The sequence below is a fragment of the Pseudomonas sp. Irchel 3A5 genome, assembly GCF_900187575.1.
Lineage (GTDB): Bacteria > Pseudomonadota > Gammaproteobacteria > Pseudomonadales > Pseudomonadaceae > Aquipseudomonas > Aquipseudomonas folii.
In genome coordinates, this window is the sequence record NZ_FYDU01000013.1 from 1 (window position 1) to 25,815 (window position 25,815).

General features: G+C 57.1%; 22 protein-coding genes. 19 read left to right on the forward strand and 3 right to left on the reverse strand.

All coding sequences use genetic code 11. The features are described from left to right. Positions 1-274: 274 nt before the first annotated feature. Entirely contained in the window at positions 275-1,162 is an 888-nt protein-coding gene (gene rhtA / locus CKW31_RS20495; protein WP_095099281.1) for a threonine/homoserine exporter RhtA, read from the forward strand. A 176-nt stretch (positions 1,163-1,338) separates the two neighbouring features. Further along, complete coding sequence (locus tag CKW31_RS20500) at positions 1,339-1,638, forward strand: hypothetical protein (RefSeq protein ID WP_095099284.1); 300 nt, start codon at positions 1,339-1,341, stop codon at positions 1,636-1,638. Positions 1,639-1,684: 46 nt separating this feature from the next. On the opposite strand, the gene CKW31_RS20505 is transcribed toward CKW31_RS20500, so the two are convergent. Both CKW31_RS20505 and CKW31_RS20510 read right to left on the reverse strand, forming a co-directional pair. Then, positions 1,685-3,493, reverse strand: coding sequence for an aminopeptidase P family protein (locus tag CKW31_RS20505; protein ID WP_095099287.1), 1,809 nt, complete (start codon positions 3,491-3,493; stop codon positions 1,685-1,687). Positions 3,494-3,550: 57 nt separating this feature from the next. Then, positions 3,551-4,729, reverse strand: a complete 1,179-nt coding sequence (locus CKW31_RS20510; protein ID WP_095099290.1) for an aminotransferase class V-fold PLP-dependent enzyme — start codon at positions 4,727-4,729, stop codon at positions 3,551-3,553. A gap of 913 nt (positions 4,730-5,642) precedes the next feature. On the opposite strand from CKW31_RS20510, the gene CKW31_RS20515 reads away from it, so the two are divergent. The 17 genes from CKW31_RS20515 to ssuE all read left to right on the forward strand — a co-directional run bounded on the left by CKW31_RS20515 (position 5,643) and on the right by ssuE (position 25,020). Then, a complete protein-coding gene (locus CKW31_RS20515; protein ID WP_095099292.1) occupies positions 5,643-6,437 on the forward strand; it encodes a hypothetical protein in 795 nt (264 codons plus the stop codon). A gap of 33 nt (positions 6,438-6,470) precedes the next feature. Beyond that, on the forward strand, positions 6,471-7,592 hold the full coding sequence (locus CKW31_RS20520) for a DegT/DnrJ/EryC1/StrS aminotransferase family protein (protein ID WP_095099294.1): 1,122 nt from the start codon (positions 6,471-6,473) through the stop codon (positions 7,590-7,592). 5 nt (positions 7,593-7,597) lie between these two features. Beyond that, positions 7,598-9,112, forward strand: a complete 1,515-nt coding sequence (locus CKW31_RS20525; protein ID WP_095099296.1) for a lipopolysaccharide biosynthesis protein — start codon at positions 7,598-7,600, stop codon at positions 9,110-9,112. A 3-nt stretch (positions 9,113-9,115) separates the two neighbouring features. Beyond that, positions 9,116-10,042, forward strand: a complete 927-nt coding sequence (locus CKW31_RS20530) for a glycosyltransferase (RefSeq protein ID WP_095099298.1) — start codon at positions 9,116-9,118, stop codon at positions 10,040-10,042. Continuing rightward, complete coding sequence (locus CKW31_RS20535; protein WP_095099300.1) at positions 10,032-10,481, forward strand: low molecular weight protein-tyrosine-phosphatase; 450 nt, start codon at positions 10,032-10,034, stop codon at positions 10,479-10,481. Before CKW31_RS20530 ends, CKW31_RS20535 begins: the two co-directional genes overlap by 11 nt. Then, on the forward strand, positions 10,482-12,692 hold the full coding sequence (locus CKW31_RS20540) for a polysaccharide biosynthesis tyrosine autokinase (protein ID WP_095099302.1): 2,211 nt from the start codon (positions 10,482-10,484) through the stop codon (positions 12,690-12,692). A gap of 44 nt (positions 12,693-12,736) precedes the next feature. Then, positions 12,737-13,507 (forward strand): WbqC family protein, encoded by a 771-nt coding sequence (locus CKW31_RS20545; protein WP_095099304.1) that lies wholly within the window; start codon positions 12,737-12,739, stop codon positions 13,505-13,507. A 5-nt stretch (positions 13,508-13,512) separates the two neighbouring features. Continuing rightward, positions 13,513-14,025, forward strand: coding sequence for a transcription/translation regulatory transformer protein RfaH (gene rfaH, locus CKW31_RS20550; RefSeq protein WP_095099306.1), 513 nt, complete (start codon positions 13,513-13,515; stop codon positions 14,023-14,025). A 248-nt stretch (positions 14,026-14,273) separates the two neighbouring features. After that, positions 14,274-15,275: a glycosyltransferase gene (locus tag CKW31_RS20555; RefSeq protein WP_095099309.1), complete on the forward strand. Its 1,002-nt coding sequence runs from the start codon at positions 14,274-14,276 to the stop codon at positions 15,273-15,275. Next, positions 15,272-16,519, forward strand: coding sequence for a glycosyltransferase family 4 protein (locus CKW31_RS20560; protein ID WP_095099311.1), 1,248 nt, complete (start codon positions 15,272-15,274; stop codon positions 16,517-16,519). The genes CKW31_RS20555 and CKW31_RS20560 overlap by 4 nt, the downstream gene beginning before the upstream one ends. Positions 16,520-16,663: 144 nt before the next feature. Then, complete coding sequence (locus tag CKW31_RS20565) at positions 16,664-17,935, forward strand: hypothetical protein (RefSeq protein WP_256582681.1); 1,272 nt, start codon at positions 16,664-16,666, stop codon at positions 17,933-17,935. A 172-nt stretch (positions 17,936-18,107) separates the two neighbouring features. Then, positions 18,108-19,220 carry a glycosyltransferase family 1 protein gene (locus CKW31_RS20570; protein ID WP_095099315.1) on the forward strand — a complete coding sequence of 371 codons (1,113 nt, stop codon included), beginning with the start codon at positions 18,108-18,110 and terminating at the stop codon, positions 19,218-19,220. A gap of 1 nt (position 19,221) precedes the next feature. After that, the gene (locus CKW31_RS20575) at positions 19,222-20,262 is read left to right on the forward strand and encodes an acyltransferase (protein ID WP_095099318.1); all 1,041 of its coding nucleotides are present in this window, start codon (positions 19,222-19,224) and stop codon (positions 20,260-20,262) included. A 32-nt stretch (positions 20,263-20,294) separates the two neighbouring features. After that, positions 20,295-21,512, forward strand: a complete 1,218-nt coding sequence (locus CKW31_RS20580; RefSeq protein WP_095099320.1) for a glycosyltransferase family 4 protein — start codon at positions 20,295-20,297, stop codon at positions 21,510-21,512. Between the two features lie 12 nt (positions 21,513-21,524). Further along, positions 21,525-22,949 (forward strand): undecaprenyl-phosphate glucose phosphotransferase, encoded by a 1,425-nt coding sequence (locus CKW31_RS20585; protein WP_095099322.1) that lies wholly within the window; start codon positions 21,525-21,527, stop codon positions 22,947-22,949. Between the two features lie 161 nt (positions 22,950-23,110). Then, positions 23,111-24,199: a polysaccharide biosynthesis/export family protein gene (locus tag CKW31_RS20590; protein ID WP_095099324.1), complete on the forward strand. Its 1,089-nt coding sequence runs from the start codon at positions 23,111-23,113 to the stop codon at positions 24,197-24,199. Between the two features lie 239 nt (positions 24,200-24,438). Further along, positions 24,439-25,020 carry an NADPH-dependent FMN reductase gene (gene ssuE, locus CKW31_RS20595; protein WP_095099326.1) on the forward strand — a complete coding sequence of 194 codons (582 nt, stop codon included), beginning with the start codon at positions 24,439-24,441 and terminating at the stop codon, positions 25,018-25,020. A gap of 120 nt (positions 25,021-25,140) precedes the next feature. Here ssuE and CKW31_RS20600 read toward each other — a convergent pair whose 3' ends face one another. Beyond that, on the reverse strand, positions 25,141-25,746 hold the full coding sequence (locus CKW31_RS20600) for a LysE family translocator (RefSeq protein WP_095099328.1): 606 nt from the start codon (positions 25,744-25,746) through the stop codon (positions 25,141-25,143). Between the last annotated feature and the right edge of the window lie 69 nt (positions 25,747-25,815).

The following is a 25,815-nucleotide window of genomic DNA, read 5'->3' on the forward strand; positions in this document are numbered from 1 at the left end:
TCAACTTCATCGAAGCCTCTTCTGCGCCAACTGAATCGTCCAACTCATTGATTATCAAGGAGTTTTTCGTTCTGCCTGCGCCAGAAGAGGTGCGAATTATAGAGAGATCTGAGAGGCCGTCAACCCCCAGATTCCAGTTTTTCCAAAAAAGCTATAAATGCCCTTCCTATATAAAGAAGAACACCTTGCCCTGTGCATTATATTGCGCAACGCGATCTTCTTAAGCATCATATAGCCTTTGAACCAACTGCCCGCTGACTGGAACACCCTCCCGATGAGCAACAACCTGCGCCCTCTTTCCCACACGCTATTCCCTATCGGACTACTGCTTATTGCCATGGCATCCATCCAGACCGGGGCCTCAATGGCGAAGACGCTGTTTCCTTTAGTAGGCGCGCAGGGCACGACTTCTTTAAGGCTGATCTTCGCCAGCATCATTTTGCTGCTGGTACTCCGCCCGTGGCGTGCCAGATTCACTGCGAAGTCATTGCGAACAGTCCTGTTCTACGGCATAGCGCTGGGCGGTATGAACTTCCTCTTCTATATGTCATTGCGCAGCGTCCCGCTGGGGATTGCCGTAGCCCTGGAGTTCACCGGGCCGCTGGCTGTTGCTTTGTTTGGTTCACGCAGGCCACTCGACTTCGTCTGGATCGCGCTCGCCGTAACAGGATTATTGCTGCTTATCCCGACCGGCACAGAAAGCGCCAGCCTGGATATGACCGGGGTGGCTTATGCGCTGGGTGCCGGGGTCTGCTGGGCAGGCTACATCCTGTTCGGACAGAAAGCGGGCGAAGACAACGGCATTCAGACTGCAGCACTGGGCGTACTCATTGCCGCCCTGTTCATTGCACCGATCGGTGCTGTGCATGCTGGCTGGGCGCTCTTCGATATTGGTCTGATTCCTACCGCCATCGGCGTCGCCATCTTGTCCACCGCCCTCCCCTATAGCCTGGAAATGGTCGCGCTGACCCGAATGCCTACCCGGACATTCGGAACCCTCGCCAGCCTGGAGCCAGCATTCGGAGCGTTATCAGGCATGCTTTTTCTTCACGAGAACCTGACCCTCACTCAATGGCTGGCCATTGGCGCAATTATTCTGGCCTCCGCAGGCGCGACGCTTACAGCACGGCGTGAAACCGCACAGCTGGTCCCTGCCGACTGAGCCTCCCCTTCTCAAATATGAGATGTCACTGGCGTTTTTAGCGATGTTAAGCCATGTTTAGGGCATGGCAACGCCGCGGCCGTTTTCCTGCTGCGGCAGAATGCCAAATCATCTGAGTGAGTAACCGCATCCAGGCTGGGCACTGGCGCTCAACTAAGGCCAGAGTAAGGAAGGTAATGAATTACATTTTTATAGCGCTGGCGACACTAATAATCACAGGCTGCGCAGCTACTTCGGCCCCCGTCAAACAAACCAAGCGGGGGATTCATATCAACTGCTCAGGCCTGTCGTCTTCGTGGCAAAAATGCTATGAAGTGGCGACTGACTCCTGCGTTTCGAAAAACTTCAGAGTCATTGCCAAATCAGGCGACGGCCTGGAAGACCCTGGTGACTATCCTTTCGGCTTGAACCCCGCCGGCTACACCAGCCGCAGTATGATTATCATCTGCAAGAAGCCTGCAAAAACCGCTGACTAACGGAAAATATGGCGGCTGTATTCACCGCCATATAAACCTCAACTGATCAGACTGCGACAGTACGCATCCGCAGCCACTCGAGCGCTGCGCCTTGCAGCAGTGGGCTCAAGCGTTGATTCACCTGGGCATGATAGTCGTTCAGCCATGCCCGCTCCTCCTGCGTCAGCAACCCGATCTCCAGGCATCGAGTATCGATCGGACACAAGGTCAGGGTTTCGAACCTGAGGAAGTCGCCGAACTCAGTGCTCTGCGCCTCACGATTGATCACCAGATTTTCGATTCGAACGCCCCAACGACCCGGGCGATAAGTACCCGGCTCAATTGAGGTGATCATGCCTGGCAACATGGCCGTCTGGGGCGTCGCCGGGGCCTGGTAGGCAATAACCTGGGGTCCTTCATGGACGTTGAGAAAGTAGCCGACACCATGTCCAGTGCCATGACCGTAGTTCACACCTTCGGACCAGATGGGTGCCCGGGCGATTGCATCCAGCAACGGCGACAGGATGCCTTTAGGGAAGTGCGTACGGGATAAGGCAATCAGTCCTTTGAGTACTCGAGTGCAATCACGCTTCTGCTCGGCGCTTGGCGTACCGACAGGAACCATACGCGTGATGTCAGTCGTGCCCCCGAGATATTGACCACCGGAGTCAATGAGCAGCAGCCCGTCCCCCTCGATCTGCGAGAACTCCTCCGGAGTGGCACGATAGTGCGGCATGGCTCCATTGCCATTGAACCCGGCAATGGTCGCAAAACTGGGCGAGATGTAACCCGGACGACGCTGACGCGCCTGCCCCAGCTTTTCATCGACCGTCAGTTCACTGACAGCGTCGTGCCCCAACGCAGAATCCAGCCAGCAGAAGAATTCGCACAACGCTGCGCCGTCCTGCTCCATGGCCTGACGGATATGCGCAGTGTCGGCTTCACTTTTTTGGGATTTGAACAAGGTGGTCGGGTTAAGGCCCTCCACCAGCGTGACTTCTGCGTCCAGATAATCAAGCAGTCCGCAGGTCACCCGAGCCGGATCTATCAGCAGGCGGGCATCCTTGGGCACTTCGCGCAATGCTGCGCCAATCTGCGTGTACTCCAGCATCGTGACGCCGTCCTGCTCAAGACTCAGGCGGACGCCCGCACTCAGTTTGTCCGAGTCAACAAACAGACTGACGCTGTTCGGCCCGATCAAAGCGAAGGAAATGAACACGGGATTGTAGGAAACATCCGATCCGCGCAGATTGAACAGCCAGGCAATGTCGTCAAGCGTTGCAATAAAATGCCAATCTGCACCACGTTCGGTAATGACCTGACGCAGACGGGCGAGCTTATCCCCACGCTTTACAGAGGCCTGAGGCGGCAAGTGCTCATAGACCGGACAGACCGGCAACGCTGGACGGTCTGTCCACAGCTCAGTCAGCAAATCCAGATCGGTACGCAACCTTGCGCCGCGCTCGTAAAGCTTGCTCGCCAAAGTCCGGGAGGATGCAACCGCCAATACGGCACCATCGACCGCCACAACCGTCTCGGCCCTGGCCTGATCAGCCAGCCACTCCAGGGGCCCTTGTTGTCCCGGCTGAAGCTTGACCAGTTCTATGCCGCTGCCAGCCAACTCTTTAGTGGCCTGTTCCCAGTAACGGCTGTCCGCCCATAGTCCGGCGAAATCCTGAGTAACGATCAGCGTTCCGACTGAACCCTGAAAACCCGACAACCACTGTCGTCCCTGCCAGTAACCTGGCAGGTATTCGGAAAGATGCGGGTCGGCGGAGGGCACCAGATAAGCATCGATACGCTCGCGGCTCATCAAGGCCCGTGTCTGCGCCAAACGTTGCGCGACGGCTGCGCTGGGTTTCGATTGCGTACTCATTGGTTCTCCTGCTGACCCGATAAATTAATCTCATGCGGGCAGATAATGGAGCACCAATCAGGACTGAGCAACCGCCCAGAACGCAGGCTGTACTTGCGCAGCCTTGATCAGCGAAGCCGCACGCTCGATTTCTTCTTCAGTAGTGAAGCGTCCGAGACTCAGGCGAATGGTTTGACTGGCCGCCCTGGCATCGTGACCCAGCGCAAGCAAAACATGTGACGGGGTGTTTTTTGCCGAGTTGCAGGCAGAAGTTGAAGAGAACGCCAGACCGTGGCTCAGAACCGCAATGTCCAGATCGTGGTTGCCGAACGTCAGACTCAAGGTATGAGGAATGCGCTGAACCACGTCGCCATTGATGCGCAAGCCGGCAACATCGGCCAGCCGTGTACATAAAAGCTCGTTCAAGCGCTGAATATGAGCCGTCTCTTCGGCAAATAATGTCTGCGCCAGCGCAAAGGCCGAGCCCATACCGGCAATCTGATGGGTTGCCAGTGTGCCTGAGCGCAGGCCACTTTCGTGTCCCCCACCATGAATCTGCGCTTCAACGCGCTGTTCGGCTCGCGGGCCGACGTACAACGCACCAATGCCTTTGGGACCATAGATCTTGTGCGCCGAGAACGACATCAGGTCAACCGCCAGCTCGGTCAGATCAATCCTGACCTTGCCAGCCCCTTGAGCAGCGTCGACATGGAACAGTGCCCCATGCTCGCGCACATGCAGACCGATTTGCGCAACATCGTTGAGCGTGCCCAGTTCGTTGTTGACCAGCATCAACGACACCAGAAAAGTATCTTCACGCAGAGCAGCAACCACGGCCTCGGGAGAGATCAGGCCATTTGCGTCAGGCGTCAGGTAAGTCACCTCCACACCCGTAAGCTGCAACTGGTGCGCGGTATCGAGGATCGCCTTGTGTTCGATCTGGCTGGTAATAATGTGTCCGGCGGTGCGCCCGTGGCGCTCGGCATAACCCTGTGCAACGCCCTTGAGCGCCAGGTTGTTCGACTCGGTTGCACCCGAAGTCCAGATGATCTGCTCCGCCTGAGCACCGACCAGATCAGCAACCTGCTGCCGCGCGATATCAACGGCAGAGCGCGCCTCGCGGCCATAAGCATGTGAATTGGACGCCGGGTTACCGAACGTGCCGGACCTGCCCAGGCATTGCACCATGACCTCTATGACACGCTCATCAACGGGAGTGGTAGCCGCGTAGTCAAAATACAGCGCAAGTTTTTTCATCAAACCACCTTCAAATGCGCAGCCCGGAACGCCGGACTGTTTGCGTAATACGAGTCGCGATTTTTGCGACGCTCGAACTGAACCTGTAGGACATCATGCATGAATCGGCATAGATCAAAAAATTATTAATTATTATTTATATATTCAAAAAAGAAATATAAAGACCATTGTTCCTGCAGGCTCATGATACTTCACGCACGTTCCATGCCCAATGGCAGGACTCATCACAACTGGACGAAGCACCTCCATTCCTACGCTCGGTAACCTTTACGGTATTCCATCTTGCTACAGATACATTCAAAAGGATTGAGCGCCGATAGTTACACTCGTTTGAATAATACAACAATTTCTCTTGAGGCTTTTATATACCTCAGTTTTTAAACGCCGAACTTCTGGCGCTAAAAAAGCGATAACGCCCGTTATTTCGCTTAGTTTAAAGAGGCTGTAAAAGTGCCCAAAAAATGTCGCCGCACCGAAGCAGTGCGCGCGATGTTTTTTTGACTCTTTATAAATCAACAGGTTATAAGATTTTGAAAACCACTTATCAAAAACTTAACAGAATGTTGACGAAATAATTTGACAGAAACCCTGGCAAGAACGATATATACGCATGTCAGACATTTCCTGGTCAGTGCAGCGTTACCAAAGAGTAATGCGCGGGAAATATCGAGCCAACACACTTCTTGAAATGCCTCACGTTAGTTATCTGCACGGCGCACTTTAGCGCCGGTGGTCGTCCTTTGATTAACAGAAAATAACCCGGCTGCTGAAAGCAGTCGGGATGGCGGTAGCGTGGCCCGGACATCTGCGCCACGTGTTGAGTCGGAAATGCAATCAGGCTTCCCACGTAATGGATCAATGGATTCGGGCGGTAGCGTGGACGAACTCACCTTCAATATCAGGGATTGAATTGATGCCATCTTCATTTGCCATGGATCAGCCGCAGATAAAGCAAATCGCTGAGCAGATCGATGCTCAGGGCTTCAGCCAGATAAGCGGCGCGCTCGACGCAAACGACCTGCAACTGGTGCGCACCTATACTGAAGCCCAGGCGAAGCTGCATCGGGGTGAATACTTTGCTCACCACGGTGAGCAGTTACTGTCGCAAAGTCCGCTGCGATCGCTGTGGGAGTCTGCGGACTTCCAGCAAATGCTGGCCAGCCTATATCGCTCGGCCACTGGCATGGACCCCGCCAGTCCGAAAATTTTTCCGGTACTGCGCTGTGTTCAGGGTAACCAGGGCCGCCGTGAATCCAACTGTTTTCATTTCGACGCCAGCCTGGTCACGGTGCTGGTGCCGGTGTTCATCCCTGTCGAAGGGGACGAGCGCGGTGATCTCATGCTGTTCCCCAACCTGCGCAAAGTGCGGCACAACGTGGTGTTCAACGCGGTTGAGAAAGCCCTGGTGCAGAACGCCTTCAGCCGCAAGTTGCTGGTCATGGCCATCCAGCGAGGTTGGCTAAAGCCCGAAACGCTGACGCTCAAGCCCGGCGATATCTACGTGTTCTGGGGTTACCGAACCCTGCATGCCAACAAGCCCTGCGGCCCCGAGATCACCCGAGCGACGGCGATCTTTCATTTCGGCGACCCCCATGCAGGCAGCCTGACTACCCGGCTGATCCTGCACATCAATCAACGCCGCGCCCGACGCGCCAGCATCAAAGCGGGCACTGCACCTACGGAAGTCACACCTGGCAAATCGCTCTGACACCTGCGTTATACGTCAAACATGGAGGCTTCGATGATCAACGTGACCAAGAGTTACCTGGGCGATATCGGCAAGTTCAAGACTTACGTAGAAGGCATTTATGCCCGGGGCTGGCTGACCAATCACGGGCCTCTACTGGGTGAACTGGAAGCTCGCCTCAAAGACTATCTGGGCGTTAAACACATCATCCTGACCAATAACGGCACGTTGGCATTGCAAGTGGCTTATCGTGCACTGAACCTGAGTGGCAGCGCAGTCACTACACCGTTCAGTTTCGTCGCCACCAGCAGCTCTTTGCAGTGGGAAGGTATACGGCCGTTGTTTGCCGACATTGACCCCGACACCTGGAACATCTCGCCGGACCACATCGAACGCCGCATCGAGGCCGACACAACGGCCATTGTCGGCACCCATGTATTCGGCAACCCCTGCGCTGTCGAACGCATCCAACAGATCGCGCTCAAGCACAAACTCAAAGTGGTCTATGACGGTGCGCATGCTTTTGCCGTGCGTCATGCGGGTCAGTCGGTACTCAACTGGGGCGACGTCAGCACCTTGAGCTTCCATGCCACCAAACTGTTCCACACCATTGAGGGCGGCGCGATCATCACCAATGATGACGAAATCGCCAAACGTGCCTATCTGCTCTGCAACTTCGGCATCTCGGACGTCGACAAGATCGACGGCATCGGCATCAACGCCAAGCTCAACGAATTTTCAGCAGCCATGGGTCTTTGCATCCTGGATGACATCGAGAACATTCTCGAGGAGCGGGCTGAAATTGCTTACCGCTATACGTCCCGGCTGGAGAACTACCTGGACTTGCAGCAAACCGAGGCGGACAGCCAGCTGAACCACAGCTATTACCCGATTGCCCTGCGCGACGAGCAGCAACTGCTGCGCGTACGCACTGCACTCAATCATCGAGACATCAATCCACGTCGTTACTTCTACCCGTCGCTGGACACCCTTGAGTACCTACAGCCGCAAATCCCTCAGCACGAATCTCGTGCCTTGAGCGAGCGGGTGCTGTGTCTGCCGATCTATCCCGGCCTGCAGAAAAGCGATCAGGAAAAGGTCATCAATACACTGATCGAAGAGTGCAGCGTGAGCAACGTGCACTACCGCAGCCCACGCATCGCTCAGGCAATTTAATCGCCATGGCGCAGAGTCGCTCGGTCATTCGTAACACCGCACTCAACTATGTCGGCCAGGCCTACGTTTTGCTGGTGGGAATTCTGATCATGCCGTTCTACCTCGGGCACCTCGGTGCCGAGGCTTATGGTTTGATCGGGTTCTTCGCCGTGATGCAGACCTGGTTGCTGCTGCTCGATGCGGGTTTGTCACCCAGCCTGGTGCGTGCCGTCGCTCACCAGCAGGGTACGCTTGCCCGCGAACGCAGCTCTGGGCAGTTGCTGCGGTCATTCGAAATCATTTTCCTGCCAATGGCGCTGCTGTGCTGCATCGGTATTTACCTGAGCAGTCCGTGGATTGCCTTGCAGTGGCTCAACGCTAAAGACCTGCGGCCCGAGACACTGATTAACTGCATCAGCCTGATGGGGCTGGTGGTTGGTCTGCGTCTGTATGCGACGCTGTATAAAAGCGGCATTCAGGGCCTGGAACAACACGCATGGCTGAATATCGCCAACATCATCATCGCGACCCTGCGCTATTTCGGTGGCCTGGTGTTAGTCAGTACCTACTCTCAGGACCCCGAGGACTACTTTAAATTTCAAGTCCTGGTCGGGCTGATCGAGACCCTGATGTTTGCTGCCCGGGCCTACCAGCAAATGCCAACCCCGCACTTCTTCACGGGGTTCAATTGGCAACTGGTCAAGCCGATTATCCCGTTTGCCGCCAGCATGACCCTGACGTCAGTGCTGTGGATTGTCCTGACCCAGATGGACAAGGTGTTGCTGTCCGATCTGCTGCCACTGGATCAATACGGTTATTTTTCGCTGGTGACCCTGACCACCACCGGCATCATGATGCTTACCAATCCACTGGTGCAGGCGCTGCTGCCGCGCATGACGGTCATGGTAGCCGAGGGTCGTCAAAACGAGATGCACAGCCTGCTACTGGCCGCAAACCGCTTTGCCTGCACGTTTCTGTTTCCGCTGGCAGCGCTGATCGGCTTGCATGGCAAGTACCTGATCTTTGCCTGGACCGGCGACTGGGTCGCGGCGCAATGGAGCCATCAGATCCTGTGCTGGTACTCCCTGGGCAGCGCGATCATGGCCGTCAGCGCCTTCCAGTTCTACCTGCAGTACGCCTATGGGCAGATAAGTCTGCATATCTGGTACAGCGTGGTTTCCGCCCTCGTCACCGTCCCGGTGATGTTCTTCGCCATTCGTTACCACGGCGCCTATGGCGCTGCTATCTCCTGGTTTCTTCTGCGCGCGGTGTCGTTCGCCATCTGGCCGATGATCGTTCATCGCCGATTGGCGCCCGGCATCCATGGCCAATGGCTGCGAGACATTTTACGTATCAGCGTCATGACAGCGGTGGGTCTGACACTCAGCGAACCCTTGTTCCTGCTGATCGCCGGAGATGATCGCCTCAGTGTGTTTCTGGGCCTGGCAGTCAGCGGCCTGATCACCCTGCTGATCGTCGCCGCCAGCTACAAACCGGTGGCAGCCAAAATTTTCGTTTTGTTCAGCAAACCGAGTACATGAGCCATGGATGAGATTACAAAAACTGACCCGAGCGCACCGCCATTACTGAGCATTGTGTGCCCGGCCTACAACCAGGAAGCCTTTATCGCTCAGACACTGGACAGTTTTCTAGCACAGCAGACGACCTTCAATTTCGAAATCCTGATCAATGATGATGCCTCTACAGATGGCACGGCACGGATCATCGCCGAGTACACCCAACGTTACCCGCACATCATCCGGCCCTTCTATGCGCAGGTGAACCAGTTCCAGCATGGCCGACCGTGTGTGCCAGGCCTGTTTGCCAAGGCGCGCGGTCACTACATTGCCTATTGCGAGGCTGATGACTATTGGACCGACCCACACAAACTGCAGATCCAGGTGGATTTCCTCGAGGCCAATCGGGACTACGTGATGACCTATCACGACGCCATGGCCTTCGACAAAAACGGCCTGCGAGGCATCCAGCTCAAAGGCAATCTGCGCAGCGATGCCAGTGCGCTGGACCTGCAAAAAGCACGGCCCATTTCGACCCTGACGGTGTGCTTTCGTAATCTGCTGAGCACCCTGCCACCCGAACTACTGATGCCCGTCGCCCCGCTCAATGACATGTGCTGGTGGTCGCTGTTGGGCGCCTTTGGTAAAGGCAAGTTCATGGCCGAGATCAAACCGGCGGCCTATCGGGTGCATCCGGGCGGAATCTTTTCCATGCGCAGCAACAAACGCAAGCTGCACATGAGCCTGCAAACCAGCAGCAGCCTGGCCAACTACTACCATCGCATCGGTAATCAGACGTTATACGAACATTTTCTGAAGCAGGTCTTCTGCCTGTCCCTGTCGGCACTCGGCCCCATGCACAAATTCCAGGCACTGCTAATGGCCCTGCGCAACATGAGCTTCAACCTTGGCAAGCGTTTGCTGCCCTCAATCAGCAAAGGCCATGTTCAGTAACGTGCTGGTGATATGCGTTGGCAACATCTGCCGCAGCCCCATGGCCGAGGCGCTGTTGCTCCAACGTATTGCGCCACACGTACAGGTGGCTTCCGCCGGGACTCACGCCGTACTCGGCTCGCCAATGGACCCGCTGGCGCAAGCGGTATTGCAAATGCACAAAGTCCCGGCACCTCGGCATCAAGCCCGTCAGATAGACAGATCCCTGTTGCATCGGGCCGAGCTGATTCTGCTGATGGAGTCTTCGCAGCTGAACAGCGTGTTGAAGCTGGCTCCCGAAGTGCGTGGCAAAACGTTTCTGATTGGCAAATGGCAGCACCAGCTGGAAATCGCCGACCCCTACCGGCAACCCCAATTAGCCTTTGAAAAGACCTACGAGCAGCTCTCGAGATGCGTCGACGACTGGCTACCTTTTCTTCAGTCAGGAGAAACAAGATAAATGACCGCTATGAACCGCTCTTCCCTGGACTACTACCAGGACTCCCGGATCGATCTGGCAACTATCTTGCGCACATTATTCGACCACAAGCGCCTGATCATTCTGATCGTCGGGCTCTTCGGTCTGGCGGGCGTGGCGTATGCGGTGCTTTCGACACCGATCTACCAGGCCAACGCAATGATTCAGATCGAGCCGAAAAAAATCGGCATCGAGGGCACCCCGGAAGTGTCCGGCAAACCCATGTCGGTGTCCCAGGCCACGACTGAGATCGAGCTGATCAAATCCCGTGCGGTTCTGGGCAAAGTCGTCGAAGACCTGAAACTCAACATCGTGCAGCTTCCGAAACTGTTCCCGGTGATTGGCCCTTATTTGAATCGCACGTTCAAGCAGGAGACACCCAATGCACTGGCGGAGCCATTGTTCGGCCAGACAGCCTATGCCTGGGGCGGGGAAAAGATTGACGTGTTTCAACTTGAGGTGCCGGAAGGGCTGCTGGGCGAGAGCCTGATTCTGGTAGCGGGCAAGCCGGGCTTCTTTTCCCTGTACGACGAAGATCGTACGTTGATCCTGAGCGGCGCCATCAACCAGACCGTCGAGGGCAAGGGCGCGAAAATACAGGTGGCTACGCTCAATGCACGACCGGGCACCGAATTCATCGTCGCTAAACTGCGCACGCTGACGGCTGCACTGATTTATCAGGACCGCTTGAAAATCACCGAAGCGGGCAAGGACTCCGGGATCATCTACCTGGCCATCCAGGACCCCGATCCGGAAAAAGCCAACCACATTCTCAACGAAGTCAGCCGCCTCTATGTGCGCCAGAACGTTGAGCGCAGCTCGGCTGAGGCCGCACAACGTCTTGAGTTTCTGCGCTCGCAACTGCCAGCAGTGCGCAAGCAACTGGAAGAGTCGGAAATGGCCCTGAACGACTTTCAGACCAGCGCCAAGTCCGTGGACCTGAGCATCGAAACCAAAGGCATTCTGGATCAGGTAGTCAAGCTGGACTCGATGCTCTCGGAGCTCAAGCTCAAGCGCGTCGAGATCGAGCGGCTGTACACCCGCGAACACCCAACCTATCGCGGCCTGATGAACCAGATGGGCCAGCTGGAAGCGCAGAAACAGGGCTTGCTGAAGAAGATCGAAGCGCTGCCCGTAACCCAGCAGGAACTGTTGCGCCTGACCCGCGACATGCAGGTCACCAGCCAGACCTACACGCTGATGCTCAACAAGAGCCAGGAGCAAGACATCCTGCGTGCGGGCAGCATCGGCAACGTGAGGATCATCGACAACGCCGACGCCAACGTCGAACAGCCGGTCAAACCGATGAAAAAACTCATCGTGCTCCTCGCCGCCCTGCTGGGTGTCGTGGTGGCCGTCGGCACCGTGTTCGTGCGCCAGGCGTTTTATCGTGGCGTGGAAAACCCGGAGATCATCGAAAACATCGGCATGCCGGTTTACGCATCGCTACCCTACTCGCGCCAGCAGGATCGACTGGAAAAGAGCACTCAGGGGCGCAGCAAGGAATCGAAACTGCTGAGTGTTTCCGCGCCGACCGAACTGGCCATCGAATCCTTGCGCAGCCTGCGTACCAGCCTGCACTTCGCGATGCTTGAGGCGCGTAACAACGTCCTGATGATTTCCAGCCCGTCGCCCGGTGCAGGCAAATCTTTCGTCTCCAGCAATCTGGCGGTGATCATTGCCCAGGCTGGAAGGCGCGTGCTGTTGATCGACGCCGACATGCGCAAAGGCTATCAGCACAAGATCTTCGGCCTGAACCCCAAACACGGTCTATCCGACACCCTGGCCGCTCGCGTGAAGAGCGCGGACGCTATCAACCACACCGAAGTGCGCAATCTGGACGTGATGGCTTGCGGCTTTGCCGCGCCGAACCCTTCGGAGCTGTTGATGCATGACAACTTCAACAAAATGCTGGCTGAGCTTTCTCCGCTCTATGACCTGATTCTAGTGGACACGCCACCTATCCTGGCCGTCACCGACGCCACCCTGGTCGGACGTCAGGCGGGCACTTGCCTGCTGGTGACCCGCTTCGGCCTGACCACTGTTAAAGAGATCGAAGCCTGCAAGCGTCGCCTTGGCCAGAACGGCGTACTGATCAAAGGCGCGATCTTCAACGGCGTCCTGCGCAAGGCGTCCACCGCTGACTATGACTGCGCCGCTTACGGCTACAACTACAGCCCGGTCCGCAAGTAGCTTCGGTCGCTCTCCTCTTTCCCCGCTCGCTCAAGGAGTTACATATGGCACGGACTATTGCAATGATGCAGCCCTATCTATTCCCCTACCTAGGCTACTTTCAGTTGATTGCAGCGGCGGACGTGTTCGTCCTCGGCGACAATCTGCAATACATTCGCTCCGGGTGGGTCAATCGCAATCGCATTCTGCACAACGGCGAAGCAAAGCTCATTACCTTCCCGTTGAAGAAAGACAGCTTCGATCTGCCGATCATGAAACGCCAATTGTGCGACAACTTCAGCGGGGAAGCCGATCGGCTGGTCAATCTGATTAGCCAGAGTTATCGCAAGGCTCCGTATTTCGATCAGATCATGCCTCTGGTGGAGCGCTTGATCCGCTTCCCGCAACAAAACCTCGCGTTGTACACCGAGCACGCGATTCGCGAGCTGTGCGCCTACCTGCATATCGTCACGCCCATTCTGCGCGGCTCGGAGATCAAACTGGTGTCCTGCCTCGACAAGCAGGATCGCGTGATCAATATCTCGCGAACCCTGGCCGCCACTACGTTTCTCAACCCCATCGGTGGAGCCGAACTTTACGACCGCGACCACTTCGCGCGTCAGGGCCTGCTGATCCGTTTCTTCAAGATGGACCCGGTTGTCTATCGGCAATTCAATCAGCCTTTCGTGCCGAGCCTGTCGATCATCGATGTGCTGATGTTCAACTGCGTCGAACAGGTCCAGGCAATGTTCGCCTGCTACAGCGTCTGCGATGACGGCCGCAATCCCGACACCAAGCTGCCAAACATCCTGCCTTCCCACGCTGCTGCGGAGTGATTGCCATGTCTTTCGATAGCCCCGCCCGCTGGTATCTGATTCAGACCAAACCCCGCCAGGAAGCACGCGCCGAGGAACACTTGCAGCGTCAGAACTTCGAGTGCTACCGCCCGCTCAAGCCGGGTGCCGCGACCAAGCGCAGCACCCGACCGATGAATGAAGAAGAGTTATTCCCCGGCTATCTGTTCATTCGCATGGACCAGATCAATGACAACTGGTACCCGATCCGCTCCACGCGGGGCGTTGCCAGAATCGTGACGTTTGGAGGCCATCCGATTCCGGTGCAGGATGAGCTGATCGGCCAGATTCGACTGCGCCTGAGCACTCCCCCGCCGAAGGCCGAGTTCAAGCGCGGTGAACACGTGCTGATCAAGGCGGGCGAGTTGTGCGATATCGAAGCGATATTCCTTGCCTGCGACGGCACTGAACGCGCCGTCATCCTGCTCAACCTGCTGCAGCGCGAACAGAAAGTGGTGCTGCCTATCAGTAGCTTGCTGCGGATGGAGGCGCGGGTCTGATGCTTGAACTGACGCCTTGTTTCCTGATTTGAAATGAGACCCCTGCGGGGAATTATTTGCATGACTGCAAGGTGACGTGGGACCGGCTTTAGCCGGGAAGGCGATATTTCCGACGATAGAAATGTTGTGACTGTATCGGCCACTTCCCGGCTAAAGCCGGTCCCACAGTGTGAATCGCTGCACAGGTCAATCGGCAGCCACAAGATCGCGCCATCCAGCTCTCTGATCTCTTTTACCGGAACCTCACCATGACCCAACTTACAACGCTGGTGACGCTGACCTATGGCGATCGCTACAACTATCTGCATACGCTGGTCAGCCGATCGTTGGAAAGTCCGCTGATCAATCGGGTGATCATCGTCAGCAATGCCTCGGTCGCGCCGCTGGAAAATCTGTGCGCAATCTGGCCGGGTCAGGTGGAAGTGATTTACCTGCAGAGCAATACCGGTTCTGCCAAAGGCTACTCAGTGGGCATTCAAGCCGCGTTGGACGCTGGCGCGGAATACATCTGGCTGATGGATGACGACAACGCACCGACGATCAATGCCATCGCGACCCTGCATCAAAGCCTGGGTCAGCGCCAGGCTATCGATGGTAAGGACAAGGCCGCCGTGCTGGGCTTTCGCCCTACTCATCAGGCTGACATCGCGGCCGGTGTTCCGCGGCGTTTTGCTATCCAGCGGCGCTCAAGCTTCTTCGGCTTTCACATCGCGCAACTGCCTTACAAAATCTGGCGACGCTTGCCATGGGGCCATCCACAAGGCAAATACAAAAAGATCGAAACGGTGCAACTGCCCTTCGCCACTTACGGCGGTTTGCTTGCCCATCGCAGCCTGTACCAGCGTATCGGCCTGCCCCTGGATGCGTTGATGCTGTACGCCGACGACAGCGAATACACCTGGCGCATTACCGCCGCGGGCGGACGCATTTTTCTGGTGCCGGATGCGCTGCTGGATGATCTTGAAGACTCATGGAACATCAAAGCGCGCACCAGCAATATCTATGAGAGTTTTCTACTGGGCGGCTCCGATCTTCGGGCGTATTACGGCGCCCGTAATCAGGCTTGGTTCGACAAGAACGTCTGGGCCTCGTCGGAATGGCTCTACGGCTTCAATCGCTGGGTGTTCTTTCGTCTGTTGCGGCTGATTGCCAAACGGCGCGGTGCCGAACAGCGCTTGAGCCTGATCGAACAAGCCATCGCCGATGGCGAGTCCGGTGTGTTGGGCCTGCACAAGTCGTATCCGCTATGAAGGCCCTGTTCATCAGCAGCCTGTATGCCCCGGACATTGGCGGCGGCGCGGAAATCATCCTGCAACGCACGGTGGAAGGCTTGCAGCAACGAGGCTATCAGGTGGCAGTACTTGCCACCGGCCCACAGTCAGGGCTGGTCGAAGAGACCGTCAATCTGATCAAGGTTTACCGCGCCGGACTGCGTAATTTCTACTGGCACTTCAATGCCCAGCGCCCCGGTAAACTGGCGCGGCTGGGCTGGCACCTGCGAGACCGCTACAACTCGGGTATGCGCGATTACGTGAAACAAGTGATTGCCCTGGAAAAACCGGATCTGGTGGTTTGCCACAACCTCACCGGCTGGTCGGTTTCAGCCTGGGACGAGATCACCGCTGCGGGATTGCCCATCGTTCAGGTGCTGCATGATCTCTACCTGCTGTGTCCCGGCAGCACCATGTTCAGTAAAGGTCAAAGCTGCAAGAACCAATGTGGTCGCTGCGAACGCTTTCGCAAGGGCCACGATGCACGCTCGGCGCAAGTCAACACAGTCGTCGGCGTCAGCCGCTTCATGCTCGACACACTGCAAGCCCAGGGTTATTTCAAAGGAGCCCGTGGCTACGTGGTGCACAACGCCAGCCCCTGCCCGGTGATACCGATCAAGCATGAAAGCGCAGAAGCAACATTGGCCGGACCTGCACCGTTGCGCTTCGGCTACATGGGCACATTGTCCGAGCCCAAAGGGTTGCGCTGGCTGATCGAGCAATTTCAGCAACTGCCCATCGACGCCACGTTGCAGATTGCCGGCCGTGGCCAGCTTGACGATGAAGAGCGCTTCAAGGCACTGGCTCAGTCGCCCAGGATTAGTTTCGTCGGCTATCAGGCTCCCGAAGATTTCTACAAGCAAATCGACGTGGCCATCGTGCCGTCGATCTGGAACGAGCCCTTCGGCATGGTCGCCGTTGAGGCCTGCTCCTGGTCGGTGCCCGTGATAGCCAGTCGCATGGGTGGGCTGCCGGAGATCATTCAGGATCAGCTCAACGGTTTGTTATGCAGCCCCGACGATCCGGATTCACTGGGTGTGGCGATGCTCAAATTGCATCAGCAACCTGACCTGCTGGCCCGATTGAGCGCCCAGGCCCGAATCAGTGTCGGGTCGCTGACAGACCTGCAATTGATGCTCGACAGTTACGAAAGCATTCTCGAACAGACCTTGCTGGACACTGAGTCGCGCCATATGAAGCCTTGCGTATCACGCCTGACCTGAAACACAACGTCTGATCCAGCCAGCAGTGTCACCCATCGGCCCGTGACTAACCCGAGCCGGGACTCCAGCGCTCCGGACCGTGCCTCTTCATTGAGACAAAACATGCGCAAGCCGTCACGAATCCGGTCAAGAAAGCCACTGAAAATGTTGCTCCTGGGCCTGTTATTGAGCTGCCCTGCCGGAGCAGACGAACGTTTCATCATTGGTGTCGCCACTCATTTGATGAACAAAAGCGGCCCTTCGGCCAAAGCATTGCAACTGCTCGAAGCTGCTGGCGTCGACTCGATTCGCGATGATGCCTATTGGTCGATCGCCGAATCCCATCGCGGCCAGTTGCAGATCGACCCTCCCTGGCGGGCTTATCTGAGCAAGGCCAGGGAGCACAAACTAAGCCCCCTGCTGGTGCTGGGCTATGGCAACCCGAACTACGGCAACTACGCCAAACCGCGTCATTCGCCGATCAGGGAAGGCTTCGACAATTACGTCAACTTCGTCAGCCGCGAACTGGTCGACAGCGTCAACTTTTACGAGATATGGAATGAGTGGGACAAAGAGAACCCGGTGGATGAAAATCTCGCCCGGGACTACAGCAGCCTGATCGAAAAAACCGCCAGCACATTGCGACAACAAAAAAAACCGCTGAAGATTCTGGCCGGTGCAGTGACCAGCCAGGGGATGGACCTGGGGTTTGCCGACCGTTTGGTGGCGGCCGGATTGCTCGATCATGTGGATGGCTTGTCACTGCATCCCTATGTGCATTGTCGTCAGGAGGGGCGGCAAACCCCGGAACGCTGGATTGCCTGGTTACGCTGGATCGATGCCGACCTCAGGGCTCTGGTCGCGCGACCTGTTCCGCTTTACCTGACCGAAATGGGCTGGCCGAGCAATACCGGCAAATGCGGCGTCAGCGAGCAGACCCAGGCGGCCTGGCTGGCCCGCAGTTTTTTCCTGGCCCAGACTGTGCCGGACATCAAGGGCCTGTGGTGGTACGACTTGCTCGACGACGGCCAGGATCCCGGCGACCCGGAACAGAATTTCGGGTTGCTCAATCAGGACCTGTCGGTCAAGCCGTCATATCTGACCCTGAAAGCCATCAGCCCGTTTCTGCACGACTACCGTTACGACGCAGAAAAAAGTCGGGAGCTGGATAGCGTCTACCTGCTGCGATTTGCCAAAGGAGCGGAGCAGATTCTGGTGGCCTGGAGCACCGGGCAGCCGCGCTCGATTGCGGTTGATGCGAGCAGCGTCCAGGCCGGCAACGTATTGCTGACCGACAGCGGCCAACCGGAACGAGGTCAACAGGACACCGCAATCCCCTGGAGCTGTAACGACAGCCGCTGCTCAGCCCAGGTGCCCCTCAACGAGTTCCCGAAAATCATCCGGCTGGGCAGCAAGCCGCCGCTGTTTGCTCAGTGATACACAGCTCCCGTCAATACATGTTTCCTGCAGGAGCTGCCGAAGGCTGCGAAGCGTTCATCCTGACACACCGCCTCGGCCTGACGCCCTCCCGGCTAAAGCCGGTCCTACGGGGCCAGCATGTAGAGCAAACCTGCCACTCCTCCCCCATTCTGCGCAGAGACCTTCGCCCATGATTGTGATCAATGCCCGTTTTCTTACCCAGGAAATGCGTGGGGTTCAGCGTTTTGCCGAGCAGATATGCCTGGCGCTCAAGCAGTTGCGCAACGATCTGGTTTTCGTCGCTCCCCATGGCATAAAAATGAGCGAAAGCGCCAGGGCATTGGACGTGCAGTGCATCGGCCGCAACAGCGGTCACCTCTGGGAGCAGGTGGATTTGCCGCTGTACCTGACGCGCCACGGGCGGCCGCTGCTGGTTTCGCTGTCCAGTACGGCGCCCATGTTTTACGCCAATCAGATCGCTACGCACCACGACATCAATTACGTGCGCCACCCACAAAGCTACTCGCTAATGTTCCGCGCGGTTTACCGCACCGTGACGCCGATTCTTTTATGGCGACTCAAGTCGCTGCTCACTGTCAGCAATTTTTCACGAGGCGAAATAGCCCGATTCTACGGCTACCCGGAACAGCGTATTTTCGTCGTGCCCAATGCAACCAGCGATGCCTTTCGCCCCGGCGTCGCACCCGCTGATAACTCTCGCTATTTGCTGGCCGTGTCCTCACCGAGTGCGCACAAGAACTTCAACCGGATGATTCAGGCATTCCTGACCTTGCGCGGCCATGACAACCTGCAATTACACATCGTCGGTGCTGCCAGCGAAATCTTCGCCGCGCCGGAACTGCAACGTCTGGCCTGCCGTGACCCGCGCATCCGCTTTCTCGGGCGTCTCAGCGATGCCGAACTGATCGAGCAATATCAGGGCGCAACGGCATTTGTCTTTCCATCGCTGTATGAAGGCTTCGGGATTCCGCCACTGGAGGCCCAGGCTTGCAGTTGCCCGGTGCTGGCCGCCAATGCGGCGTCCATTCCGGAAGTATTGCAGGCCAGCGCGCTGTATTTCGACCCGCTGGACGTGTCACACATAGCCTCGGCCATGGAGCGCATTCTCACGGACGAACCGTTGCGCCAGGCGTTACGCCGTCGCGGGCTGCGCAATGTCGAACGCTTTTCCTGGGAGGAGTCGGCTCGCCACGTTTCCCGGCGCATCGACGCATTGACGCAAATCAATCCGCTGTCCGACCCGCTGCCGCAAGCCGTTGAATCCACTTCGGGCAAGTCTTGACATGAAACGCCTGGCTTATCTTGATGCCCTGCGCGGCATCGCGGCATTGCTGGTGGTGTTCACTCACCTCTATGCCCCGCTGCTGGGCGACGTCTGGCTGCTTCGCGAACTGCTGGATGTCGGCAAACTCGGCGTGCTGTGGTTCTTCATGATCAGCGGCGTGGTCATCCCGTTCAGCCTGCGTCCCGGTCCCGAGGGTGCCCGGCGTTTTGTGATTTCGCGGTTCATGCGCTTGTATCCGGCTTACTGGCTGTCATTGCTGGTGTATCTGGCCCTGCTGCAACTGTCCGGCGGACTGTTTCCGCCCTGGCCGCAAGTCGTCGCCAACATAAGCATGGTCCAGGCGCTGATGGGTTTCGATGACGTGATCGGCCTGTACTGGACGCTGTTCATCGAACTGGTGTTCTACGGCCTGTGTCTGGCGCTGTTTCTCAGTGGCAAGCTCTATGACGTCGGCGTGCGGACCCGCTGTGCGCTGGGCATGCTCGTGCTGGGTCTGCTACTGGCCGTGGCCCGCGAACTCACCGAGCGCAAAGTCCCCGTGGCTCTGCCGCTGGCGCTGTCATTGATGTTCTTTGGCTCGATCTGGCGTCAATGGTTGCTTGCTGAACACAGCCGCCAACTGACTCGATGTCTGGTCGTGATGCTGAGTGCTTACCTGCTGTTATTACCGCCCACGTTGCTGTTGGCCTACGGCGAAAACGTGATTGAAGGAGAAGCGGGAGGACGCTACCTGTTCACCTACGCTCTGGCGATCATCAGCTTTCTGTTGCTGACCAGTCGTGCCCGCTTTGATCACCCGCTGCTGGTCTGGCTCGGCAGCGTCAGTTACTCGCTGTACCTGCTGCATCCGTCGATGCTGATGCTGGCCGAGTACCTGCTGCGCGGCCTGCAATTACCACCGCTATACGACGCCGTGCTGGCAACCGTACTCACCCTGGGCATCGCCCATTTGTCCTTCCGCTGCATCGAAACGCCATTTATCCAGTGGGGCAAACGCCTCAACAACCGCCACGCCAAGACGCAGCCCGCCCGCGCCTGATGTAGAGCCTGTGCATACAGAAGGGAACCTCAATGAGAATCGCAATAGTCCACGACTGGCTGGTGACGTATGCCGGTGCCGAACGCGTATTGGCATCACTGATCAATATCTGGCCTCAGGCCGATCTGTTTTCAGTAATCGACTTTCTCAGCGATCAGGACCGCGCCCACTTGCAAGGCAAAGTAGCCAAGACCACCTTTATCCAGCGTTTGCCAAAGGCCAGAACACACTACCAGCGTTACCTGCCGCTGATGCCGCTGGCCATTGAGCAACTGGACCTCTCGGGTTACGACCTGATCATCAGCAGCAGCCACGCCGTGGCCAAAGGTGTGCTCAGCGGCCCGGATCAATTGCATGTCAGCTACGTGCACTCGCCGATCCGCTACGCCTGGGACCTGCAACACCAGTACTTGCTGGAGTCGGGCATGAGCAGCGGTTTCAGAAGCAAAGTGGCGCGGATGATCCTGCATTACATCCGCATGTGGGATCAGCGCACCTCCTCCGGCGTCGACGACTTCGTGGCCAACTCGCACTTCATCGGCGGGCGCATTTCAAAAGCCTACCGCCGGGAATCCACAGTCATTTACCCGCCAGTGGATACCGTGAACTTCACCCCGCAAGACAGCAAACAGGATTACTACTTCACCGCCTCGCGCATGGTGCCTTACAAACGCATGCCGATGATTATCGAAGCGTTTGCGGCGATGCCGGACAAACGCCTGATCGTGATCGGGGACGGCCCGGAAATGGCCAAGGCAAAGCTGATTCATGCGCCCAACGTCACGCTGTTGGGTTTTCAGCCGTTCGCGGTGTTGCTGGAACACATGCGCAATGCCAAAGCCTTTGTTTTCGCCGCCGAAGAAGATTTTGGCATCAGCCCGGTCGAAGCACAGGCCTGCGGTACGCCGGTGATTGCCTTTGGCAAAGGCGGCGTCCTGGAGACCGTCTGCGGCCTGGACCATCCGCAGCCGACCGGCGTGTTCTACGACCAACAGACAGTGTCGTCACTGGTGGCCGCGGTCGGCGAATTCGAAGCAGCGCAACCCCGTATCAGTGCCCAGGCCTGCCGCGCCAACGCCGAGCGGTTTGGCGCGCAACGCTTCGAAGATGAAATGAAGAGCTTTGTCGAAAGCCGCCTCGCAGCAACACGCCTGGCACGTCAGCCCGCCCGGCACAGAACGCTTCAGGCGTCCCCGATTCTGGTCAGCAACGAACAGACCGCCCGGGTCATTCCGATCAAATCCGTCTGAGCGAGCACTGCCATGCGTAATCCCGTTCCCGGCATTCTTCACGCGCATCAATCCTTGTTATCGGTTGCCCACCGCCTGCTCGATCTGACGGTCATTGTGTTGGGCGGCTACTGGCAGAGCCAGCTGAGTCCCGGTGCATCAAGCGCCGAGGCCTGGATTCAGATCCTGCTGGCAGTGCTGGTCTTCCACTGGCTCAGTGAATATCACCAGATGTATGGCTCGTGGCGTGGCGAGCGAATCCTGCGTGAGCTGATCAAAGTGTTCAATTACTGGGCGCTGACCTTTGTGGTTTTGTTGTCCATGGACTACCTGCTGCTCAACCATGCCGACATGCCGGATAACGCCCAGATGGCCTGGTTCGCTTCAGTGCTGGCGGTGCTCTGCGGCTATCGCCTGCTGATTCGCAGCGTACTGCACGGCTTGCGGCGACGCGGATTCAATACCCGGCGCGTGGCAATTGTCGGGACCGGGCAGGTTGGCGTACGGCTTGCCAAGTCGATCTCCAGCGCGCCCTGGATGGGCCTGCGTGTGTTGGGCTTTTATGACCTGCCGAAACCCTCGAATAAAGGGCTCGAAACCGGTCCCGACATCGCAACCGACATCAGAATACTGGGTGATCTGGAGCAGTTGATCGACGACGCTCGCGAAGGCCGGATCGACAAGGTTTACATCACCCTGGCACTCACCGCCCAGCCCCATGTTCAGGAGCTGGTCAAAGGGCTCAGCGACACCACCGCTTCGGTGTACCTGATTCCGGACGTGTTCATGTTCGAGCTGCTGCATGCCCGTAGCGAAAGCATCAACGGTCTGGCGAGTATCAGCATTTTCGACTCCCCCATGGACGGTGCCTGGAGCCTGGTGAAACGTGTCGAGGACATTGTGTTGTCCTGCGTGATCCTGAGCATGATCGCCCTGCCCCTGCTGCTGATTGCCGTCGCGATCAAGCTGACCTCGCCCGGGCCGGTGCTGTTTCGCCAACGCCGTTACGGGCTGGATGGCCGACCGATCATGGTCTGGAAATTCCGCAGCATGAGCGTTCAGGAAAACGGCGAGGTGGTGAACCAGGCGACCCGCAACGATGCACGCGTCACGCCGTTGGGCGCGTTCCTGCGGCGTACCTCGCTGGACGAACTGCCGCAGTTCTTCAATGTATTACGTGGCGACATGTCCATCGTCGGCCCGCGTCCTCACGCTGTCGCGCATAACGAGCAATACCGCAGGCAGGTCAGCGGCTACATGTTGCGGCACAAAGTCAAACCGGGCATTACCGGCTGGGCGCAGATCAACGGCTGGCGTGGCGAAACCGACACCCTGGACAAGATGCAGAAGCGCGTCGAATACGACCTGGAATACATCGAACGCTGGTCGCTGTGGCTGGACCTGAAAATCATTCTGCTGACCCTGTTCAAAGGCTTTCTGCACAAGAACGCCTTCTAGTTCTGCCCTTCGAAAAACCTTTCTCAATACATGAAAACCCGGCCCGAGAGGCGCTGGAGGAGGTGCGTGCATCCATCAAAAAAGACCCGTAACACTCGGTGTTGGTAAGGGAAGCAATGAAATCACTGTGGTGCCAACGCACCTTTAGGAAGGAACAATATATGAAGCTAACCCTAGCTGTTGTGCTGCTCTCCAGTCTGATTTTGCAAGGCTGTGCTTTTGCACCCGGGCAGCACATGACCCCAGGAGATGTTGAAGCAAAAGATCCGGACGGTCCGGATGTTCAGTTGGTACAGATCACCCCGCAAACCCTCAAGCAGCAAAAACAACAAGCCGCCGCCAGCTCCAGGCCGTTGCCTGTCGAACTGCTCAATTACAAAACGCCTGAATACATCGTCGGCCCCGGCGACACGTTGCTGGTCATTGTGTTTGAACACCCTGAGTTGACCGCGCCTGGCTCACAGGACCAACTCGACGCCAACAGCCGGGAAGTATTGAGCGATGGCACGCTCTATTTCCCTTACGTGGGCAGAATCCAGGCGGGTGGCAAAACCGTCGGGCAGATCCGCGAACAACTGCGCATGGGGTTGTCGCCCCAGTACACCGAGGTCAAGGTTGACGTCAAAGTGTTGCGTTACAACAGCCAGCGCATCCTGCTCTCGGGTTCATTCAAAAGCCCCGGCCCGCAGCCCATCACCAACATCCCGTTGAGTCTGGTACAGGCCATCAGCACCGCTGGCCTTGATCTGGCCGACGCCAACCTTGCGGGTCTGACCTTGCGCCGCGACGGCAAGGATTACGTGATCGACGTCGACGCGCTGAACCGCAAAGACTCGCAATTGAGCAAGATCTTCCTTAAAGACGGCGACTATCTGCACTTGAACAGCAACTCCAAGAACAAGATCTACGTGCTGGGCGAAGTCCAGCGCCCGCAGGTCATTTCCTTTGGCACCACCAGCGTCACATTGCTCGAAGCCCTGGGAAATTCCGGCGGACTGAATCCGGAAAGCGCCGACGGTGACGCCGTCTACGTGATCCGTGGGGCCGAAAATCAGGCCAATGCGCGTTCTACGGTTTATCACCTGCTGGCGAAAAAACCGACGGCTTACCTGCTGGCCAAGGAGTTTGAACTCCAGGCCCAGGACGTCATATTCGTCGGCCCGGCGGACATCACTCGCTGGAGCCGTTTCGTCAGCCAGTTACTCGGCTCGGCCAACGTCATTCAGACAGGCGCTGCTTTCAGAAACTGATACCCACAACAAACGTCCCCGCATCGGTTGATCGCGGGGATTTTTTTGCCTGCGATTTGCCTGCAAGTGTTGATGCAGCAACAGTGGATCAACACTTGGGTGTGACATTGAGCATTTAGGCCTGTCGACAGGAGCGTGGGCGTTCATATATTTATGTTTAATTTCAACGAGTTGAATGATTAATTCGTACTGGCATGCATGCTGCTTTGAATTGCTTACGCTTTTAAAAGGAATTCAGCATGTTGGTAGTTTCACTGTCGGGCAGTCCTGCTCTCAAATCCCGTTCAGGCGTAGTCCTGGAACACGCCGGTCGCTGGTTACGCGCCAAGGGCGTTGATGTGACGACCCTGCGTATCCGCGATTTCAACGCTGAAGATCTGATCTTCGCCCACTTCGACAGCCCGCAAGTGCTGGCCTTCATCGAAGCCGTCAAGCAGGCCGACGGTTTGTTGATTGGTACACCGGTTTATAAAGCGTCGTTTTCCGGTGCGCTGAAAACCCTGCTGGACCTGCTGCCTGAGCGCTCTCTGCACGGCAAGGTAGTTTTACCACTGGCAACCGGTGGCAGCATCGCGCATATGCTGGCTGTGGATTACGCGCTGAAGCCGGTGTTATCGGCGCTGAAATGCCAGGAAGTCCTGCACGGGATTTTCGCCATCGACAGCCAGATCAGCTATGCCGACAACGAGCAAGGCGGCGACCTGGACGAGATTCTTCAGGAGCGTTTGCAGGAGGGACTGGAGCATTTTTACCTGGGTCTGCAGCATCGCGTTCAAGCGCGGCATAAACAGGCTGGGGGGCATTTGCGGTTGGCGTTGTGATTTAAAGTCCTGCGTTGAATGTATCGCGGGCAAGCACCGCTCCCACATGAGATCCCATTCCCCCTGTGGGAGCGGTGCTTGCCCGCGATAAGGCTGGACGCGATCTAAAGTGAACGCTAATCACCCCTTCAACATCGGATACAGCGAAACCACCAACAGCAGCGCCATCCCCCCGTTAAACACCCGCAACCAGAACGGGTCGCGCAACGCGTTGCGCAGCAGGCTGCCAAACCCAGCCCAGACACAAACACTCGGTGCGTTGATCAGCGCGAACACCGCAGAAATAATCACCACATTGGTGAAGTAACCCTGCAGCGGCGTGTAGGTACTGATCGCACCGACTGCCATGACCCACGCCTTGGGATTGACCCACTGAAACAGCGCAGCCTGCATAAACGTCTGCGGCTTGCCCTCATGTCCTGATGCGTCAGACGCCGGGCCAGAAGTGGCGATCTTCCACGCCAGGTACAACAGATAGGCAGCGCCGACGTAGCGCAGGATCGAATACAGCAGTGGGTAAGCTTGAAACGCAGCGCCGAGCCCAAGACCCACCGCCAGTACCAGACTGAAAAAACCACAGCTGATACCGAAAATATGCGGCACCGTCCGGTTGAATCCGAAGTTCACACCAGAGGCCAGCAGCATCATATTATTGGGGCCCGGCGTCACCGACGTGACGAATGCAAACAAGGCGAAGGCAAGCAGTAGATCGAGAGAGAGCGACATGGAGCGGTCCAGACGTCAAAGGGCAGGCCTTCACCCTAACGAACCAACGCCCAAAAACACACGAACAGT

Coding starts and splice junctions, on each gene's coding strand:
- rhtA (WP_095099281.1), top strand. CDS start 275: ATGAGCAACAACCTGCGCCCTCTTTCCCACACGCTATTCCCTATCGGA.
- CKW31_RS20500 (WP_095099284.1), top strand. CDS start 1,339: ATGAATTACATTTTTATAGCGCTGGCGACACTAATAATCACAGGCTGC.
- CKW31_RS20505 (WP_095099287.1), bottom strand. CDS start 3,493: ATGAGTACGCAATCGAAACCCAGCGCAGCCGTCGCGCAACGTTTGGCG.
- CKW31_RS20510 (WP_095099290.1), bottom strand. CDS start 4,729: ATGAAAAAACTTGCGCTGTATTTTGACTACGCGGCTACCACTCCCGTT.
- CKW31_RS20515 (WP_095099292.1), top strand. CDS start 5,643: ATGCCATCTTCATTTGCCATGGATCAGCCGCAGATAAAGCAAATCGCT.
- CKW31_RS20520 (WP_095099294.1), top strand. CDS start 6,471: ATGATCAACGTGACCAAGAGTTACCTGGGCGATATCGGCAAGTTCAAG.
- CKW31_RS20525 (WP_095099296.1), top strand. CDS start 7,598: ATGGCGCAGAGTCGCTCGGTCATTCGTAACACCGCACTCAACTATGTC.
- CKW31_RS20530 (WP_095099298.1), top strand. CDS start 9,116: ATGGATGAGATTACAAAAACTGACCCGAGCGCACCGCCATTACTGAGC.
- CKW31_RS20535 (WP_095099300.1), top strand. CDS start 10,032: ATGTTCAGTAACGTGCTGGTGATATGCGTTGGCAACATCTGCCGCAGC.
- CKW31_RS20540 (WP_095099302.1), top strand. CDS start 10,482: ATGACCGCTATGAACCGCTCTTCCCTGGACTACTACCAGGACTCCCGG.
- CKW31_RS20545 (WP_095099304.1), top strand. CDS start 12,737: ATGGCACGGACTATTGCAATGATGCAGCCCTATCTATTCCCCTACCTA.
- rfaH (WP_095099306.1), top strand. CDS start 13,513: ATGTCTTTCGATAGCCCCGCCCGCTGGTATCTGATTCAGACCAAACCC.
- CKW31_RS20555 (WP_095099309.1), top strand. CDS start 14,274: ATGACCCAACTTACAACGCTGGTGACGCTGACCTATGGCGATCGCTAC.
- CKW31_RS20560 (WP_095099311.1), top strand. CDS start 15,272: ATGAAGGCCCTGTTCATCAGCAGCCTGTATGCCCCGGACATTGGCGGC.
- CKW31_RS20565 (WP_256582681.1), top strand. CDS start 16,664: ATGTTGCTCCTGGGCCTGTTATTGAGCTGCCCTGCCGGAGCAGACGAA.
- CKW31_RS20570 (WP_095099315.1), top strand. CDS start 18,108: ATGATTGTGATCAATGCCCGTTTTCTTACCCAGGAAATGCGTGGGGTT.
- CKW31_RS20575 (WP_095099318.1), top strand. CDS start 19,222: ATGAAACGCCTGGCTTATCTTGATGCCCTGCGCGGCATCGCGGCATTG.
- CKW31_RS20580 (WP_095099320.1), top strand. CDS start 20,295: ATGAGAATCGCAATAGTCCACGACTGGCTGGTGACGTATGCCGGTGCC.
- CKW31_RS20585 (WP_095099322.1), top strand. CDS start 21,525: ATGCGTAATCCCGTTCCCGGCATTCTTCACGCGCATCAATCCTTGTTA.
- CKW31_RS20590 (WP_095099324.1), top strand. CDS start 23,111: ATGAAGCTAACCCTAGCTGTTGTGCTGCTCTCCAGTCTGATTTTGCAA.
- ssuE (WP_095099326.1), top strand. CDS start 24,439: ATGTTGGTAGTTTCACTGTCGGGCAGTCCTGCTCTCAAATCCCGTTCA.
- CKW31_RS20600 (WP_095099328.1), bottom strand. CDS start 25,746: ATGTCGCTCTCTCTCGATCTACTGCTTGCCTTCGCCTTGTTTGCATTC.